Source organism: Paraburkholderia sp. (assembly GCF_036488505.1).
Lineage (GTDB): Bacteria > Pseudomonadota > Gammaproteobacteria > Burkholderiales > Burkholderiaceae > Paraburkholderia.
On record NZ_DASXHN010000436.1, the window covers coordinates 1 to 14,569 of the forward strand.

Consider the following 14,569-nt stretch of genomic DNA (forward strand, 5'->3'; position numbering starts at 1 on the left):
ATCGCGATCCTGCTGGTTTATCGGCATTGGCGTCAGAGCCGCGGGCCGCGAAAACTCCATAGCTAGAGATCTCTTTTTTGATATGGCTGCGTTGGTATAGTGGCGCCTCTTACATGCAACCTGATCATTCGGTACTTCCGCAGAATGGCCTACTGGGAGGACTGAATGCTTCAATGCTCATTTAAATTAAACGACAGACCGATGAGCGAATTCACGATCGGCGTTCTATCGTTTGCCGCTTTTTCCGGGCAAGAGCGTTATATCAATAAAGCGTCTGGACTCTGCACGCCGGGCTATGGCGCTATCCCCATTGGCAGGTATTACATCTTTGACCGAAGATCCGGAGGTTTTCTCGGGCCATGGAAAGAACGGCTGAACCTCAACGGCAATAACAAGAGCGAATGGTTCGCGCTCCACGCAATCGACGGCGACATTGACGACGACAAACTCTTATGCGATGGCATCGTTCGTGGCCGATTCCGCTTGCACCCGAAGGGAAGAGTGGGAAAGAGCGAGGGCTGCATAACCATCGACCAACTCGCAGATTGGCATCGTATTCGTTCGATTCTTACCGATGAACCGAAGGTATCAGTTCCCGGGTCGGCGCTTAAGGCGTACGGCGAAGTGATGGTGGTATGAAAAAGCTCCTGGCCTGGCTCGCTGTCGTTCTTTGTTTGCTGCTCGCAATCGTTGCCAATGCGCTGTGGTGGATCATGAACCCGGAAGCTCCCCTGAATTTCTCGAATCCGATATGGAAATTGGCGGTGCGTATGTATGGAGTCACGACCGCGTATCAGGAATCCGACCTGGCGTTCCTGATGTCGTCGGCCGCAATCGTGCTCGGGTTCGCTGCGGCCGCGGTGGCTTGGCGGCAGTGGTGTAAGAGGCGCGGCCGGCGAAAGCTTCAGAGCTAGATATCTGAGGTGCGCATCGCGTGTCTACTCGGAACGCGCGCAGATGCATCGCGGTGTCCAGGCCTCATGAACAAGCGTTCGAACGCATTCTGTCGAGGACGGTACGCGCGGTTATTTTTCTCCACCGCGGTCTTCGCGATTCGATGCCACCGCACGTCATTGCGCGTTGCTGCATCCGTACGTACCGCACGACATAAAGCGATCCGTATCAAGCACTTGCGCGCTTAGCCCCCGGGTTATTCACAGCTCTGTCAACACAAACTGGGGATAACGTCGACCGTTGCCCGGCACGCACCGAGGTATTCAGTCGACTATCCGGCGGGTGCTGTCTGTTTTCTCGCCTCGCCGATCAATCTCCGACCGTTCAATCGCGAAGCTCCGCACGGAAGCCGAGGGTCAGTTCGACAAAGCGCTAGCGTTCGCCGTCCCAGGCGAACGAGAAGTCGAAGCGGAAGCACTGGCCTCATCGACCGGCGGATTCCCCATCGCCTGAAACAGCGCCGCGGTATCGGTCAGACGCGCGCTCGTATAGCGAATCTCGTCGAGCTGCGCGTTGCGCCACTGCTGCTCGCTCGAACGCGTCGCTGCAACCGGCAGTGCACCGAGACGGTAGCGCGCCGCCGTCTCGTTGAACACACCCTGCGCCGCGCGCGCGGCGAGGTTCGCGGCGTCCAGCGACTGTGCATCGTGTTCCAGCGACGCGAGCGTGTCGGCGACGTTCTCGAACGCGGCGAGCACCGTCTGCTTGTACTGCGAGACGGTCGCGTCATAGCTGTCCTGTGCCGCGCGACGCTGCGCGAGGAGCGCGCCGCCATGAAAGAGCGGCTGCGACAGCGATGCGCCGATGCTCCAGATCGCCCCCGCGCCCGACAGCGCGACCGGCCAGCTAAAGCCGCCTTGTCCCATCGAGGCCGACAACGACAGGCTCGGGAACATCTGCGCAGTCGCATAGCCGACGTTGGCTGCCGCGGCTTTCAGCGCGGCATCGGCGGCCTGAATGTCGGGGCGCGAGCGCAGCAGTTCCGACGGTACGACGACCGGCACCTCTTCGGGCAGATGCAACTGCGCGAGATCAAGGTCGTCGGGCGCGGCATCCGGCGTGCGGCCGAGCAGCACGGCCAACGCGTGACGTGTCGTCAGCCATTGCTGCTTCAGCGCGGGCAGGCTCGCCGACACGCTCGCCGCACTCTGTTGCGCATTCAGCAGATCGGCATGCGATACCGCGCCGAGTTCGTAACGCCGAGCGGTGTCGCGCGCCTGATCGTTAGCGAGCGTGACGAGCCGTTCGGTGGTGTCGATCTGCGCACGCAGCGCGGCACTCGTGAGTGCCGCCGTCACGATGTTCGCGGCCAGCGCGCGGCGCGCCGCATCGAACTGGTAGACCTGGATGTTCACGCGCGCGGCGAGCCCCGCGTTCGCGAGACGCTCCGCGCCGAACAGGTCGAACGTATAGTGCGCCTGCAACTGGCCGACGAATACGTTGTACAGAAATGTGTTCGGTCCAATCTCCGGAATCGCGAGTGCCCGATTGCGGGTGGCCTGGCCGCCCGCATCGAGCGTCGGCAGCATCGAACTGCCGACCTGCGCGCGCAACTGTTCACGCGCGGCGGCGAGATTGCGGTCGGTTGCGGCGAGCGTCGGACTATTGCGCAGGCCTTCGTCGACGAGCGCGTCCAAGGCGTCGGAGCGATACAGCTTCCACCATTCGGGCACCGTCTTTGCGCCGGCCACGAATTGCTGGGTGACGCCTTGCGCGGGCACGGTCTGGGCGGGCAGCGGCTCGGCGCCATAGTGCGCGGGTTGCGGCATCGCGGGCGCAGCGCCGTTCGGTCCGAGCGAGCAGGCGGCGAGCGCGCACGCGATACTCGCGGCCAGCGTGGCGCGGGCTAACGCATCGAAAGGTGACGTGTGCGACGCGCCCGACAGGCCGCGCGGGACCGATGGCGCCGCCTCGGCCGGCCGACAGGATGCGCCTGATGCGGCTGACAGGCCGGATGCGCCGTACGGAGCCGACCTGATGGACCTGATGGACCTGATGGACCGGGTGAACGAGGCGCACAAATCGAACAGTGCGAAAGTACCCATGCTGTTGCTCTTCCTCATGCTCGGTTGCCCCTTCAATTGCCCGTATGCGCGACACCCGACCCGTCGCGCGCCGGCGGCTCGCGCTCGTCGGCGCGCACGCGGAACGACGTTGCGTACAGCGCGGGCAGATAAAACAGCGTGAGGATCGTCGCGCTCGTGATGCCGCCCATCAGCGCGGTGGCCATCGGGCCGAAGAAGTTCGAGCGCAACAGCGGAATCAATGCGAGCACGGCGGCCGCCGCGGTCAGCGTGATCGGGCGGAAGCGCCGCACCGTCGCGCCGACGATCGCATCGAAACGCTTGTGCCCCGACGCGATATCCTGCTCGATCTGATCGACCAGAATCACCGAGTTGCGCATGATGATGCCGAACATCGCAATCACGCCGAGCATCGCGACGAAGCCGAACGGCTGGCCGAACAGCAGCAGCGTGAGCACGACGCCGATCAGACCGAGCGGGGCGGTCAGCACGACCATCAGCACGCGTGCGAAGCTTTGCAGCTGGATCATCAGCAGCGTCAGCACCGCGATCGCCATGATCGGAATCTGTGCGTTGATCGATGCCTGGCCCTTGCCGCTTTCCTCAACCGAGCCGCCGATTTCGATCCGGTAGCCGACCGGCAGCGTCGCGCGGATCGGGCCGAGCGCGCGGTCCACCGCGTGCGTGACGTCGATGCCCTGAGCGCCGCGCGCGACGTCGGACTGCACCGTGATGGTCGGCTGACGATCGCGCTCCCAGATCACGCCGTATTCGAGCTCGTTGCGCAGATGGCCGAGCGTGCCGAGCGGCACCGGTCCATTGGGCGTGGGCATCGCGAGCGCGGTGAGCTGCGACGGGTCGACGCGTTCGGCCCGCGGCGCGCGCAGATCGACGCTGATCAGCTTGTCGCGCTCGCGGTACTGCGTGACCGTATAGCCGGACAGCGTCATCGCGAGGAAGCTCGAAATGTCTTCGGAGCTCACGCCGAGTTCGCGCGCGCGCTTCTGGTCGATCTCGAAGCGCACCGAGCGCTCGGCCGGTTCGTCCCAGTCGAACTGCACGTTGCGGGCGCCGTGATTGGCGCGCATGGTCGTGGCGACGCGTTCGGCGATCGAGCGCACGGTCGCGATGTCGTCGCCGCTGACGCGAAACTGCACCGGATAGCCGACCGGCGGTCCGTTCTCGAGCCGCGACAGGCGCGTGCGTATCGCCGGGAAGTGGTTGAGCAGTTCCGGCTCCAGCCATTGCGCGAGTTTTTCGCGGTCCTTCACCGACTTTGCGGTGATCACGAACTGCGCGAAGTTCGGCTGCGGCAACTGCTGATCGAGCGGCAGATAGAAGCGCGGCGCGCCGGTGCCGACGAAGCTCACCGTATGGTCGATCTCGGGGCGGCCCTGCAGCACCAGTTCGAGGCGTTTGGCCTGGCGCAGCGTCGCATCGAACGAGGCGCCCTCGGGCAGGCGCACGTCGACGAGCAGTTCGGGCCGGTCCGAACTCGGGAAAAACTGCTGCGGCACGAGCGTGAAGCCGGCCATCGCGAGCACGAACAGCGCGACGGTGATCGCCAGCACGATGAAGCGCCGTTCGACGCACCAGCCGATCCAGCCGCGCAAACGCGTATAGAAACGTGTGTCGTAGATGTCATGCTCATGATCTTCGGGCTCGTGCGCGTGGCGCTTGCGCTCCGGCAGCATGTGATAGCCGAGCAGCGGGATCAGCACGACGGCCGCGAGCCACGACGCGATCAGCGCGATGGCCGACACTTCGAAGATCGAGCGCGTGTATTCGCCGGTGCTCGATTTCGCAAGCGCAATCGGCAGAAAGCCGGACACGGTGACGAGCGTGCCGGTCAGCATCGGAAATGCGGTGCTGGTGTACGCAAAGGCCGCCGCGCGCGCGCGGGTCCAGCCCTGTTCGAGCTTCACCGACATCATTTCGACCGCGATGATCGCATCGTCGACGAGTAGGCCCAGCGCGAGCACCAGCGTGCCGAGCGACACCTTGTGCAAGCCGATGTCGAACAGATACATGCACAGCGCGGTGACCGCCAGCACGACCGGAATCGAGATCACGACGACCATGCCGGTGCGCACGCCGAGCGACACCAGACTCACGATCAGCACAATCCCGACCGCTTCGGCGACCGCTTCGAGGAAATCATCGACCGAGCGCGCGACCGCGTGCGGCATGCTCGACACTTCGACGAGCTTCAGACCGGCGGGCAGCGCGGCGCGCAATTGCGTCATCTGCTGATCGAGCGCTTTGCCCACGCGGATCACGTCGCCGCCCGCCTGCATCGTCACGCCGATGCCAAGCACCGGCTGGCCGCGAAAGCGCATCTGCGTGACGACCGGGTCGTCGTAGCCTCGCTTGATGGTTGCGATGTCGCCGAGACGGAACGTGCGGTTGTTGATGCGGATCAGCGTGTCCGCGAGCGCGTTGACATCGTTGAACTGGCCGCTCGGGCGCACGAACACGCGGTCGTCGGCGGTGGTGAGTGTGCCCGCGGGGGCGATGGCGTTCTGCCCGCTGATCGCCTGACCGAGCTGTTGCGGCGAAATACCAAGCCGCGTCAGCTGCGTGTTGGCGATCTCGATATAGATGTGCTGGTCAGGATCGCCGAAGTAGTCGACCTTGCCGACGCCCGGCACGCGCAGCAGCACCGAGCGCAGCTGGTCCGCGTAGTCGTGCAGTTGCGCGGCGGAAAAGCCGTCGCCTTCGAGCGTGTAGATGTTGGTGTAGACGTCGCCGAACTCGTCGTTGAAGAATGGGCCCTGAATGCCGTGTGGCAGCGTGCTCGCGATGTCGCCGACTTTTTTGCGGACCTGATACCAGGTTTCGGGCACCTGGCTGACCGGCGCCGAATCCTTCATCGTGAAGAAGATCAACGATTCGCCGGGGCGCGAGTAGCTGCGAACGAAGTCGATATACGGGGTTTCCTGCAGCTTGCGGCCAATGCGGTCGGTCAACTGCTCCTGCACCTGGCGCGCGGTGGCGCCCGGCCAGAAGGTGCGGATCACCATCACGCGGAAGGTGAAGGGCGGGTCTTCGGATTGCGCGAGCCGGGTGTAGGCGAGGAGGCCGAACGTGGTCGCCAGCGCGATCAGGAACACGACCAGCGCCTGATGACGCAGCGCCCACGCGGACAGGTTAAAGCGCGCTTCTTCGGATGGCGTGCTCATGAAGCAAAGTCCTCGGGATGCAGCGGCGCGATCGCGCGGACTTTCTCACCGGCGCTCACCGTATGCACGCCTTGCAGCACGACGCTGTCGCCGTCTCGCAACCCTTCGCTGACGACGATCGTGCGCTCGCCGTAGCGCGTGACCGTCACGCGGCGCAGTTCCAGCGTGTTGTCGGCGGCGCGCACGACCCATACGGCGGGTTGGCGGCCTTCGTGGAACAGCGCGGTGACGGGCAGCGTGAACACGCCGTGCTGTGCCGACGCAGTCAGCGGCACCACGGGCGTGACGTCGGCGGTCATGCCCAGGCGGATCTCGGACCCGGGCTTGTCGAGCGTCAGACGCGCACGCCAGGTCCGGCTTTGCGGATCGGCGGCCGGCGACAGCTCGCGCACGCGCGCATTGAACTTGCGGTTCGGCAGCGCGGCGAGCGTCACGCTTGCGTTGCGGCCGACCGCGAATGCGGCGAGCGCGTTTTCGGGCACGTCGCACAGCACGTCGACGTCGCCGCTCCACGCGAGGTTGTAGACGGCCTGGCCGGCCGATACGTTCTGTCCGGTGTCGGCCTCTTCCGCGGTGATGACGCCCGCATGAGCGGCGATCAGCGTCGTGTACTGCAACTGGTTCTTCGCGAGCGCCAACTGCTGCTGAGCCTGGTCGCGCTGTGCGAGCGCGGACGCGTATGCGTTGGTGGTCTGTTCGAGCTGCGCCGGCGCAATCAGGTTTTCTTTCGCCTGGGCCTTGTCGCGTTCGAGCTGCTGCTGCGCATAGACGAGGCTGTGCTGCCCGGCGTCGAGTTGCGCTTGCGCGCTGGCGGCGTTCTTTTGCGCATCGGCCGGATCGAGCAGCGCGACGACTTCGCCGCTCTTCACCGTATCGCCGAGCCGCACGCGCCGCTCGATGATCTTGCCGCCGACGCGAAACGACAACGGCGTCGCATAACGCGACTGGACTTCGCCGGGCAGCGACGCTGCCTGCAGCGCGTGACCATCCGCATGCACCGCCACGGCGACCACCGGACGAGGCGGGGGCGCCGCGGCTTCCTTCTTCGCGCAGGCGGCAAGCGACAGCGCACCAGCCAGCGCGAGCGCGCATAAGAGGCTGGATCGACCGGGTTGCAGGTGAGGAGGAGATTGCGGATGCATCGCTGACGATGCGGGAGAACCGGAACGCTTCACAAATACCCCATCTGGAGACAGCGAACGAACGCGGCAAGCCGCGACGGCCGCCCATGAGGAACCGCATGCCGTGCGATGCGATTGGCATACAGTCATGATTCGGAATGATGAGATGCATTCTAATACACACCTGTATTTGAATGTATCTATGAATTCGAATTCTTTCCGGTGCTATGCTTTCCGGCATGAAACGGCAAAGACTGACCAGAGAGCAGAGCAAGGATCAGACGCGCGGGCGGCTGCTCGACGCTGCGCAGGCGACTTTCCTCAAGAAAGGTTTCGTCGCGGCGAGCGTCGAGGACATCGCGGAGGCCGCGGGTTATACGCGTGGCGCGTTCTATTCGAACTTCCGCAGCAAGAGCGAACTGTTTCTGGAGCTATTGCGGCGCGATCACGAAACGATGCAGGCGGGCCTGCACGCGATCTTCGAGAACGCGGTGTCGCGCGAGGAGATGGAAGCGCGCGTGCTCCATTACTACAGCACGATTTATCGCGAGAACCGGTGCTTCCTGCTGTGGGTCGAGGCGAGGTTGCTCGCCGTGCGCGACGGCCGCTTCCGGCTTCGTTTCAACGCGTTCATGCACGAGAAAGTCGAACAGCTGAGCGCGTACGTACGCGAATTCTCGGACCGAGTCGGCACGCCGATGTTGATGCCGCCTGAGCAACTGGCGATTGGTCTGATGGGATTGTGCGACGGCGTGCAGTTCTTCTACACGGTCGATCCGCAGAATGTGCCGGCGGAAATGGCCGAGACGGTGCTGGCGGGATTTTTCGCGCGGGTGGTGTTCGGGCGCGAGGCGTGAGCGTCAGGCGCGACGCGCGTATCGATGCGCAGACGCGCGATCCTTCGGGGTCGCGCGCGAGGCGTCAGGTGCCGCGGGAATGATAAAAATCAGTCGGTCGGCAATTGTGCGCACACATCGACGGCGGGCGCCGTGCAGGCGAATGCGTATTGGCCACTCGTGCTGAGGATTTTCTCTCCGGCGTGCAGCGCGACCTTCAGGTCGGGGCAGCGCTCGTATCCGATGTAAGCGGAACTGGCTGCGGCGAACCAGCAAACCAGCGAGAAGGCGATTTTTTCCAGAAGCTGAAAACGATGTGTCATGGTGGTCAATTCCTTTGGCCGCCATGGTATCACCGACTAGGGGTTTATACCTAGTTAATACCCACAATAGACGTGGAGATAGTGGCGCGGCAGACACGCTGCGTCCAACCTGACCGGAATGTCATACGCGGGTCAGGGTTGGGACATGTCCCGCCGATACAATCGGCTTCGTTGGGCCAACCCGTGCGCGTCGTCGTGGCGCGGGTCGACAGGCGGCAAGTTTGCGCCGGCCCGGCGTTACCGAGGCAGGAGTCGTCCATGAATCAACTGCAGTCGATGCGCGTGTTCGTCAAGGTGGCGGACCTCGGAAGTTTCGTCGGCGCCGCGGGCGCGCTGGATCTGTCCACCGCGGTGGTCACCCGTCATGTGGCGGATCTGGAAGCGCGGCTCGGCACCCGGCTGTTGAATCGCACCACGCGCCGTCTTTCGCTGACCGAGTCTGGCGCGACCTATCTGGAGCGCGTGCGCCATATCCTGACCGATCTCGAAGGCGTCGAGCAGATGGTGGTCGCGCGCAATCACGAGCCCATCGGCACACTGCGCATCGTCGCGCCGGTCGTGTTCGGGCTGCATAGCCTCGCGCCGGTGGTGCAGTCGTATGCGGCGCGCTTTCCGGAAGTGGTACCCGATGTCACGCTGGCCGACCGTCCGGTCGATCTGGTCGAGGAGGGCTTCGACGTCGGCATCCTCGTCGCGCGGCATATGCGCAGCGCGAGCATCGTCACGCGGCGGTTGACGACCGGTTATATGACGGTCTGCGCGACGCCCGCCTATCTGGCGCAGCACGGCACGCCGACGCGCCCCGAAGATCTTCTCAAGCATCCGAGCCTGAGCCGGCCGTCCGAGCAGAGCGCCGGCGAAGAGCGCGTGTTCGCCGGCCCGGACGGCGAAGTGCGGGTGCGGCCGGTCAACGCGATTGCGGCGAACAACGCTGAGATGCTGCGGCAGTTCGCGCTTCTGGGGATGGGCGTCGCGATTTTGCCGAGCTATCTGGTCGACCGCGATCTCGCCGCGGGACGGCTCGTCCGTCTGCTGGACGCCTACCGTCTACCGCCGATCGAAATCACCATCGCCTACCCGAGCCGGCTGCATTTGCCGGCGAAAGTGCGTACCTTCATCGACCATCTGGTTGAACATTTCCAGCCGGGCAACGAGCCGGCCCGCGATTCGCGCCGTAGTGCGCCGACGGTTGCGGCCGCGCGCACGGCCGGTCCCGGCGAGGTGGCCGCGCCTGTAATGGCCGATGATGTACCCGAAGCGCGTGGGACGACACGCCGGGTAGCGCGCGCGTCGCGCACGCGAATCGCCGCGCCGGCGCCGTTTTAACGCAAGAGCCCGCGCCTACGTCCCTAGCCCCGGACCATAGTTGCCGCCGATCAGCCGGGTGACCGACGCGAGATCGGCGTAGTCCTGTTCGGGCATCCCGTCGAGCATTGCCAGTACCTCATTGCTCGCGCCGGCAGCGCGCGCGGCGTCTACGAGGCCGTCCTTGTTGGTGGGAAACCGGACTTCGCGGAGAACGTCGGCGATCTGCAGATCGATCGGTTCGCCGGGGATGGCCGAGGCAGTCATGCGCATGCTCCTGTTGCTTGCTGTTGTTATTGCCGCTGCGGAAACCGAAGCCGTGCCAGAAGCCCGGCAGCACGAAGGCGGCGAGAAGGCGGCGACAACGCGGGCAGAGAGGCGGGCAGCAACCGCAGCCATACAGCCACCAATCCTGCCGAACCGTCAGCAAACCGTCAGCCAACCGTTAGGTCGTCAGATGCTCGTGCTGCCCCGTCAGGCTGCGCTCCAGATGGCGCGACTTCGGCAGCGCAATGTGCTCCCATCGCTGCGGACGGTTGTCGTCGATGGCTGCCACACCCGGGGCGGGCGGCGCGACCGGCGCGGCATTCGCGCGTTCGGCGAGCGTGCTGGAATACGTGCTATCTGGCGCGGTCCGGATCGGCGCGGCAAAGCAAGACGCTGACAGCGTCACCATGATTAACAGTGTCGAGGTTTTCATCGCCCGACCTCCCAAGCTCATGCGGCGCTGACAGTTCAGCAAGCCCTGTGCCGTCCCCGCGTCGAAAAGAAGGCGCAAGCCACAGGCGGTGCCGCGCTGCGGGCCTGCGCTCATCCATCATCTTAGGTGGCAAATGCTGCAAGGTCCGTACGGTTTGCGACAAAACCGTATTGTAGGTTTCAGAAAGGGCGCCAACGGCGCCGCGCCGGTCGCGCCGCTACCTGAGCGCATCGAAGCGCGTCCAGGGCCACGATGGCCGGTCGCGCATATAGCCGTTGAGCCAGTTCCACTGAGGATGCCGCTTCATGAACGCCTGCGCGTCGAACGGCCGCCCGCAAGGATGACCCCAGCGCGCGGTAAAGGCCATGTCGCGGGCCATTTCGCTGTCGGTCACCTGCCGTCGTTCGCGCCCCAAGGATTGAACGGCCCATGATCGGTGCCGCCGAAGCGCGCGTCGTCGAGTTCGAGATGCCCGCAGATGGTGCGTGAACACGGATTGTCGTTGCGATCGAGATAGACGTCGTGGTGATCGGCGATCATCGCCTTCGCGAGCTCGACATCGATCCTGCCGTGATGCGTTTGTTCGAGCTGCATGAAGCGCAGGCGCCGCGCGCCATTCTTGCGCACGTCCGTGTAGTCCTCACCCTCGCCGATACATTCCTGGTTGCGGATCTTCAGATCCGTCGCGGTGTTGTAGCCGCTGTAAAAACCGTCCTTCGTGGTCTCGAAGCCGGAAAAGTGCAGCCCGAGTTCATAGCGTGCGATCTCGCCGGTCCTGGTGTCGCCGAGCAGCCAGCTGTTCGCGTAGCCGCCGTTGTTCGCCAGCGAAAACATCTCGCACCACTCGCCGATACTGCTCGCATACTGCGATGCCCGCCGCGAGCGATAGAACTCCGGCGCGCCCGCCGCGTTGTAGCCGGCAAAGTTCGAGATCGTCGTTTCGGTCACCATCAGGCCTGCCGCTGTGATCCAGAAATCGGTGAGGCTCGAGATGCAGCCGGGCAGGCCTTGCATCAGGATGCGGTGGCCGCGGTCCGGCACGATGTCGAATACGACGTTGAACGCGTCGCCAGCCGCGTAACGGTCCCACGAGTTGTGCGCCATCACGATGCGGCCGTCGCGGGTCGCGCTGCCGGTCGCGATGAACGCGCTGCAATGATGGCCGCGCCGGCCACGCCACGGCTTGGGACCGAGTTGCGGCTGCTGCTGCGCGGCGTGCGTGGGCCACCAGCTTTGCAGCAGATCCATGTAGCCGTTCCACGCGAGCACTTCGGCGAACGGCAACTGCGCACCGTCGGCGATGCCCTGGATCTCGTCGGCGAATTCGGTATCGAGCTTGCTCGCGAACTGGCTGGTTGCGGCCTCGACGAAGGTGTCGAAGTCCTCGCCGGTATCCCATTTCGCGAGATAGCGGGCGGTGCGGATCGCGTTTCGGATTTCGGCGGCAAGCAACTGGCCGTGCTGCTCGCCGCGATCGTACGGCTCGCCTTCGATATGCACGAAGATCCAGCCGGCCTCGTCGCGGCGCACGGCTTCAGGGGACGGTTCGCTCATGTTCGCTCCGATCGCGCGCGGCGTCTGGCCACGCTCGCGTTCGCGTTAAGCGCGCCGCCAGCGGATGCGGCGGCGGTTCGTCCATTGTAGAAAATTTGTGGCAGTTTGCATCGCGTGGCGCGAACCGCGTGCGGCCGTATGCGCTACGCGCTAGCGCGACGGGTTCATGCGGAAGTACGCGTCGAGCAGCGAGGTCTTGTAGACCACGCCCGCGAGCTTCGGATGCGCGGTGCTTTCGATCACCGGCAGACGTTCGCCCTGAAACGCCATGAAGTGCTGAATCGCGGCGCCCAGCGACATGTCGGGCGTGAGCACGTCGAAATGCGGCTGCAGATAATCGGCGGCGGTCTTCGCGGAGGTGTCGCGCCGCTCGAGCAGGTCGGAGGTGATGTCCTTCAGCGCGACCACGCCGAGAAACGCGCCGGACTCGTTCGCGACGTACAGGTACTTGACCGGATATTCGAGGAACACCCGCGTCATGTCCTGCACGCTCGCGTTGGGTGGCACGACGGTTTGCGCGGGGCGAATCAGCTCGCGCATCTGCGTCGCTCGCAGCCGCGAGCGCTCCTGTTCCTCGCGATTGCGGCGCAGCGTGACCTCGTACATCGAGGTCTCGCCGATCGCGCGCGCGATGAAATACGCGACCACGCACGACACCATCAGCGGCAGCACCACCTGATAGCTCAGGGTCATCTCGAAGATCATCAGGATCGCCATCAGCGGCGCCTGAGTCGCGCCCGCGAGAAACGCGCCCATGCCGACCATCGCATACGCGTACGGCGCGGACGTCGCATGCGGCCACAGCGCGTTCATCCCCTGGCCGAACAGCGCGCCGACCGCCGCGCCGACGAACAGCGTCGGCGTGAAGACCCCGCCGACTGCGCCGGAGCCGGCCGTCGCCGCGGTGGCCGCGAGCTTGCAGACCAGCACCAGCACGAGCGCGGACCACGTCCATGGCGAATGCAGGATCGAGTTGACGACGCTGTAGCCGTTGCCCCACACCTCGGGCTCGCCGGTCGAGATGATGCCGACGATCAGGCCACCCAGCGCAAGCCGCAGCGGCAACGGCACGGGCAGTTTGCGAAAACTTGCCTTCGATGCATCGAGCAGCCGCAGGAACTGCGGCGCGGCCGCGCCGCACAGCGCGCCGAGTGCGACGAACAGCAACACTTCGACGCCCGTCACGGTCGGGAACACCGGCATCTGGTAGGGCGGCTTGTAGCCGGCGAATTCGCGCATCGTGATATTGGCGACGACCGCCGCGACCAGCACCGGCCCGAAGCTTTCCATCGCGATCGAACCCAGCACGATCTCGGTGACGAAGAACGCGCCCGCAATCGGCGCGCTATACGCGGACGTGATACCGGCGGCCGCGCCGCACGCGACCAGCAGGCGCAGGCGCGGCGGATCGAAGTGAACCCAGCGGCCGATCAGCGACGCGCCGAGCGCCGCGAGCTGCACCATCGGACCTTCCCGGCCGATCGAGCCGCCGCTCGCGATCGTGAACAGCGACGACACGCTGCGCCACAGGCTCAGGCGCACCGGCACCACGCCGTCGCCGATCGCGACCGCTTCCATGTAGTCGGTGTGCGCGCGCTTGTCGGCGTGACGCTGCGCGATCAGCAAAAAGACGCCGGCGACCAGACCGCCCGCGGCCGGCAGCCAGATGCGGGTGCTCCACGGCAGGCTGCGCGCCATATCGACGAAGCTGCCGGCGCGGCCGGTCAGCGCGAATTGCAGTACCTCGATGCCCTTGCGAAACACGATCGTCGCGAACGCGCCGGCGAGCCCGACCACGACCGACCAGATCAGCATCGTGTGAGCTTCGGAAAGGCGAAAAATGCGTTGGGCGCGGGTGCGCAGCTTCAGCAGGAATGAAAGCACGTCGACGGTACGGGGCGTGAAACACAGTTGAAAAACGCGCGCCACAACGACAGCGCGCCCGCCTCGGATGGCGGGCGCGCTGCGGTGGGAGAGCGCGGCTGAGCGGCGTGGGTCAAGTCGCCGCCTTGTCGAGTTCGGGATAGTGGCGGAAGATGCAGGCCTCGTTGTGGGGGATGCGCCGGTCTGATTCCAGGTACGCGGCGATGTTCGGTCTTTCGATCACTCTGTCGTGCAGCGCGGCGAGCCGCGGATAGTGCTCGCCGAAGCGCTTCAATGCACGGGGGAACGCATACAGCAGACCGTCGATCAACTGGAACATCGACAGGTCGACGTAAGTGAGCGTGTCGCCGACCAGAAAGCTCGCGCCCGCCGGATTCTGTGTCAGTACGCGTTCGAAGTACGACATGAACTTCGGGATCCGATGGTCGATGAAATCCTGCGCGCGTATCTTTGCGGCGTCTTTCTGGTCCTCGTAGTACAGACCGCTGGCGAGCGGATGGTGGGTGTCGTGCGCTTCGGTCACGACGTCGGCGATCGTCAGTTGCAGGCCGTTCGCGACATAGCGCAGGCTCTCGACCGCGGGCGCCAGACCGAGCCGCGGGCCGAGATAGAACAGGACGTTGGCGGTCTGCGAGATCACCAGATCGCCGTCTTTCAGAAACGGCGGCGCGAACGGCGGATACGGC

At 64.9% G+C, this 14,569-nt stretch carries 12 protein-coding genes and 1 pseudogene; 4 read left to right on the plus strand and 9 right to left on the minus strand.

Translation table 11 applies throughout. The annotated features are described in order from the left end of the window. The first annotated feature begins 201 nt into the window (after positions 1 to 201). Positions 202 to 639 carry a DUF2778 domain-containing protein gene (locus tag VGH68_RS25065; RefSeq protein ID WP_331606405.1) on the plus strand — a complete coding sequence of 146 codons (438 nt, stop codon included), beginning with the start codon at positions 202 to 204 and terminating at the stop codon, positions 637 to 639. After that, on the plus strand, positions 636 to 914 hold the full coding sequence (locus VGH68_RS25070; protein ID WP_331606406.1) for a hypothetical protein: 279 nt from the start codon (positions 636 to 638) through the stop codon (positions 912 to 914). The genes VGH68_RS25065 and VGH68_RS25070 overlap by 4 nt, the downstream gene beginning before the upstream one ends. 396 nt (positions 915 to 1,310) lie before the next feature. Here VGH68_RS25070 and VGH68_RS25075 read toward each other — a convergent pair whose 3' ends face one another. From VGH68_RS25075 to VGH68_RS25085, 3 genes are all read right to left on the minus strand, one after another. Beyond that, positions 1,311 to 2,789 (minus strand): efflux transporter outer membrane subunit, encoded by a 1,479-nt coding sequence (locus VGH68_RS25075; protein ID WP_331606417.1) that lies wholly within the window; start codon positions 2,787 to 2,789, stop codon positions 1,311 to 1,313. A gap of 242 nt (positions 2,790 to 3,031) precedes the next feature. Further along, on the minus strand, positions 3,032 to 6,160 hold the full coding sequence (locus VGH68_RS25080) for an efflux RND transporter permease subunit (RefSeq protein WP_331606407.1): 3,129 nt from the start codon (positions 6,158 to 6,160) through the stop codon (positions 3,032 to 3,034). Next, positions 6,157 to 7,302: an efflux RND transporter periplasmic adaptor subunit gene (locus tag VGH68_RS25085; protein ID WP_331606408.1), complete on the minus strand. Its 1,146-nt coding sequence runs from the start codon at positions 7,300 to 7,302 to the stop codon at positions 6,157 to 6,159. The genes VGH68_RS25080 and VGH68_RS25085 overlap by 4 nt, the downstream gene beginning before the upstream one ends. Positions 7,303 to 7,520: 218 nt before the next feature. Between VGH68_RS25085 and VGH68_RS25090 the strand changes: the two genes are divergently transcribed. Next, entirely contained in the window at positions 7,521 to 8,138 is a 618-nt protein-coding gene (locus VGH68_RS25090; protein WP_331606409.1) for a TetR/AcrR family transcriptional regulator, read from the plus strand. A gap of 89 nt (positions 8,139 to 8,227) precedes the next feature. Here the strand turns inward: VGH68_RS25090 and VGH68_RS25095 are convergent, their stop codons facing one another. Then, positions 8,228 to 8,440: a hypothetical protein gene (locus tag VGH68_RS25095; protein ID WP_331606410.1), complete on the minus strand. Its 213-nt coding sequence runs from the start codon at positions 8,438 to 8,440 to the stop codon at positions 8,228 to 8,230. 258 nt (positions 8,441 to 8,698) lie between these two features. On the opposite strand from VGH68_RS25095, the gene VGH68_RS25100 reads away from it, so the two are divergent. Beyond that, positions 8,699 to 9,766, plus strand: a complete 1,068-nt coding sequence (locus tag VGH68_RS25100; RefSeq protein WP_331606411.1) for a LysR family transcriptional regulator — start codon at positions 8,699 to 8,701, stop codon at positions 9,764 to 9,766. A gap of 15 nt (positions 9,767 to 9,781) precedes the next feature. Here the strand turns inward: VGH68_RS25100 and VGH68_RS25105 are convergent, their stop codons facing one another. The 5 genes and pseudogenes from VGH68_RS25105 to VGH68_RS25125 all read right to left on the minus strand — a co-directional run. Further along, entirely contained in the window at positions 9,782 to 10,012 is a 231-nt protein-coding gene (locus tag VGH68_RS25105; protein ID WP_331606412.1) for a DUF2795 domain-containing protein, read from the minus strand. A gap of 178 nt (positions 10,013 to 10,190) precedes the next feature. Beyond that, positions 10,191 to 10,445, minus strand: coding sequence for a hypothetical protein (locus VGH68_RS25110; RefSeq protein ID WP_331606414.1), 255 nt, complete (start codon positions 10,443 to 10,445; stop codon positions 10,191 to 10,193). A gap of 217 nt (positions 10,446 to 10,662) precedes the next feature. Further along, positions 10,663 to 11,999 (minus strand): annotated as a pseudogene (locus VGH68_RS25115) (C45 family autoproteolytic acyltransferase/hydolase). Between the two features lie 150 nt (positions 12,000 to 12,149). Next, positions 12,150 to 13,883, minus strand: coding sequence for a ClcB-like voltage-gated chloride channel protein (locus tag VGH68_RS25120; protein ID WP_331606415.1), 1,734 nt, complete (start codon positions 13,881 to 13,883; stop codon positions 12,150 to 12,152). Between the two features lie 112 nt (positions 13,884 to 13,995). Next, on the minus strand, positions 13,996 to 14,569 hold a 574-nt coding region (locus VGH68_RS25125), incomplete at its 5' end, for a glutathione S-transferase (protein WP_331606416.1).

What these genes read in the sequence shown, in the direction of transcription:
- VGH68_RS25065 (WP_331606405.1), top strand. Translation starts at nt 202, where the DNA reads ATGAGCGAATTCACGATCGGCGTTCTATCGTTTGCCGCTTTTTCCGGG.
- VGH68_RS25070 (WP_331606406.1), top strand. Translation starts at nt 636, where the DNA reads ATGAAAAAGCTCCTGGCCTGGCTCGCTGTCGTTCTTTGTTTGCTGCTC.
- VGH68_RS25080 (WP_331606407.1), bottom strand. Translation starts at nt 6,160, where the DNA reads ATGAGCACGCCATCCGAAGAAGCGCGCTTTAACCTGTCCGCGTGGGCG.
- VGH68_RS25085 (WP_331606408.1), bottom strand. Translation starts at nt 7,302, where the DNA reads ATGCATCCGCAATCTCCTCCTCACCTGCAACCCGGTCGATCCAGCCTC.
- VGH68_RS25090 (WP_331606409.1), top strand. Translation starts at nt 7,521, where the DNA reads ATGAAACGGCAAAGACTGACCAGAGAGCAGAGCAAGGATCAGACGCGC.
- VGH68_RS25095 (WP_331606410.1), bottom strand. Translation starts at nt 8,440, where the DNA reads ATGACACATCGTTTTCAGCTTCTGGAAAAAATCGCCTTCTCGCTGGTT.
- VGH68_RS25100 (WP_331606411.1), top strand. Translation starts at nt 8,699, where the DNA reads ATGAATCAACTGCAGTCGATGCGCGTGTTCGTCAAGGTGGCGGACCTC.
- VGH68_RS25105 (WP_331606412.1), bottom strand. Translation starts at nt 10,012, where the DNA reads ATGACTGCCTCGGCCATCCCCGGCGAACCGATCGATCTGCAGATCGCC.
- VGH68_RS25110 (WP_331606414.1), bottom strand. Translation starts at nt 10,445, where the DNA reads ATGAAAACCTCGACACTGTTAATCATGGTGACGCTGTCAGCGTCTTGC.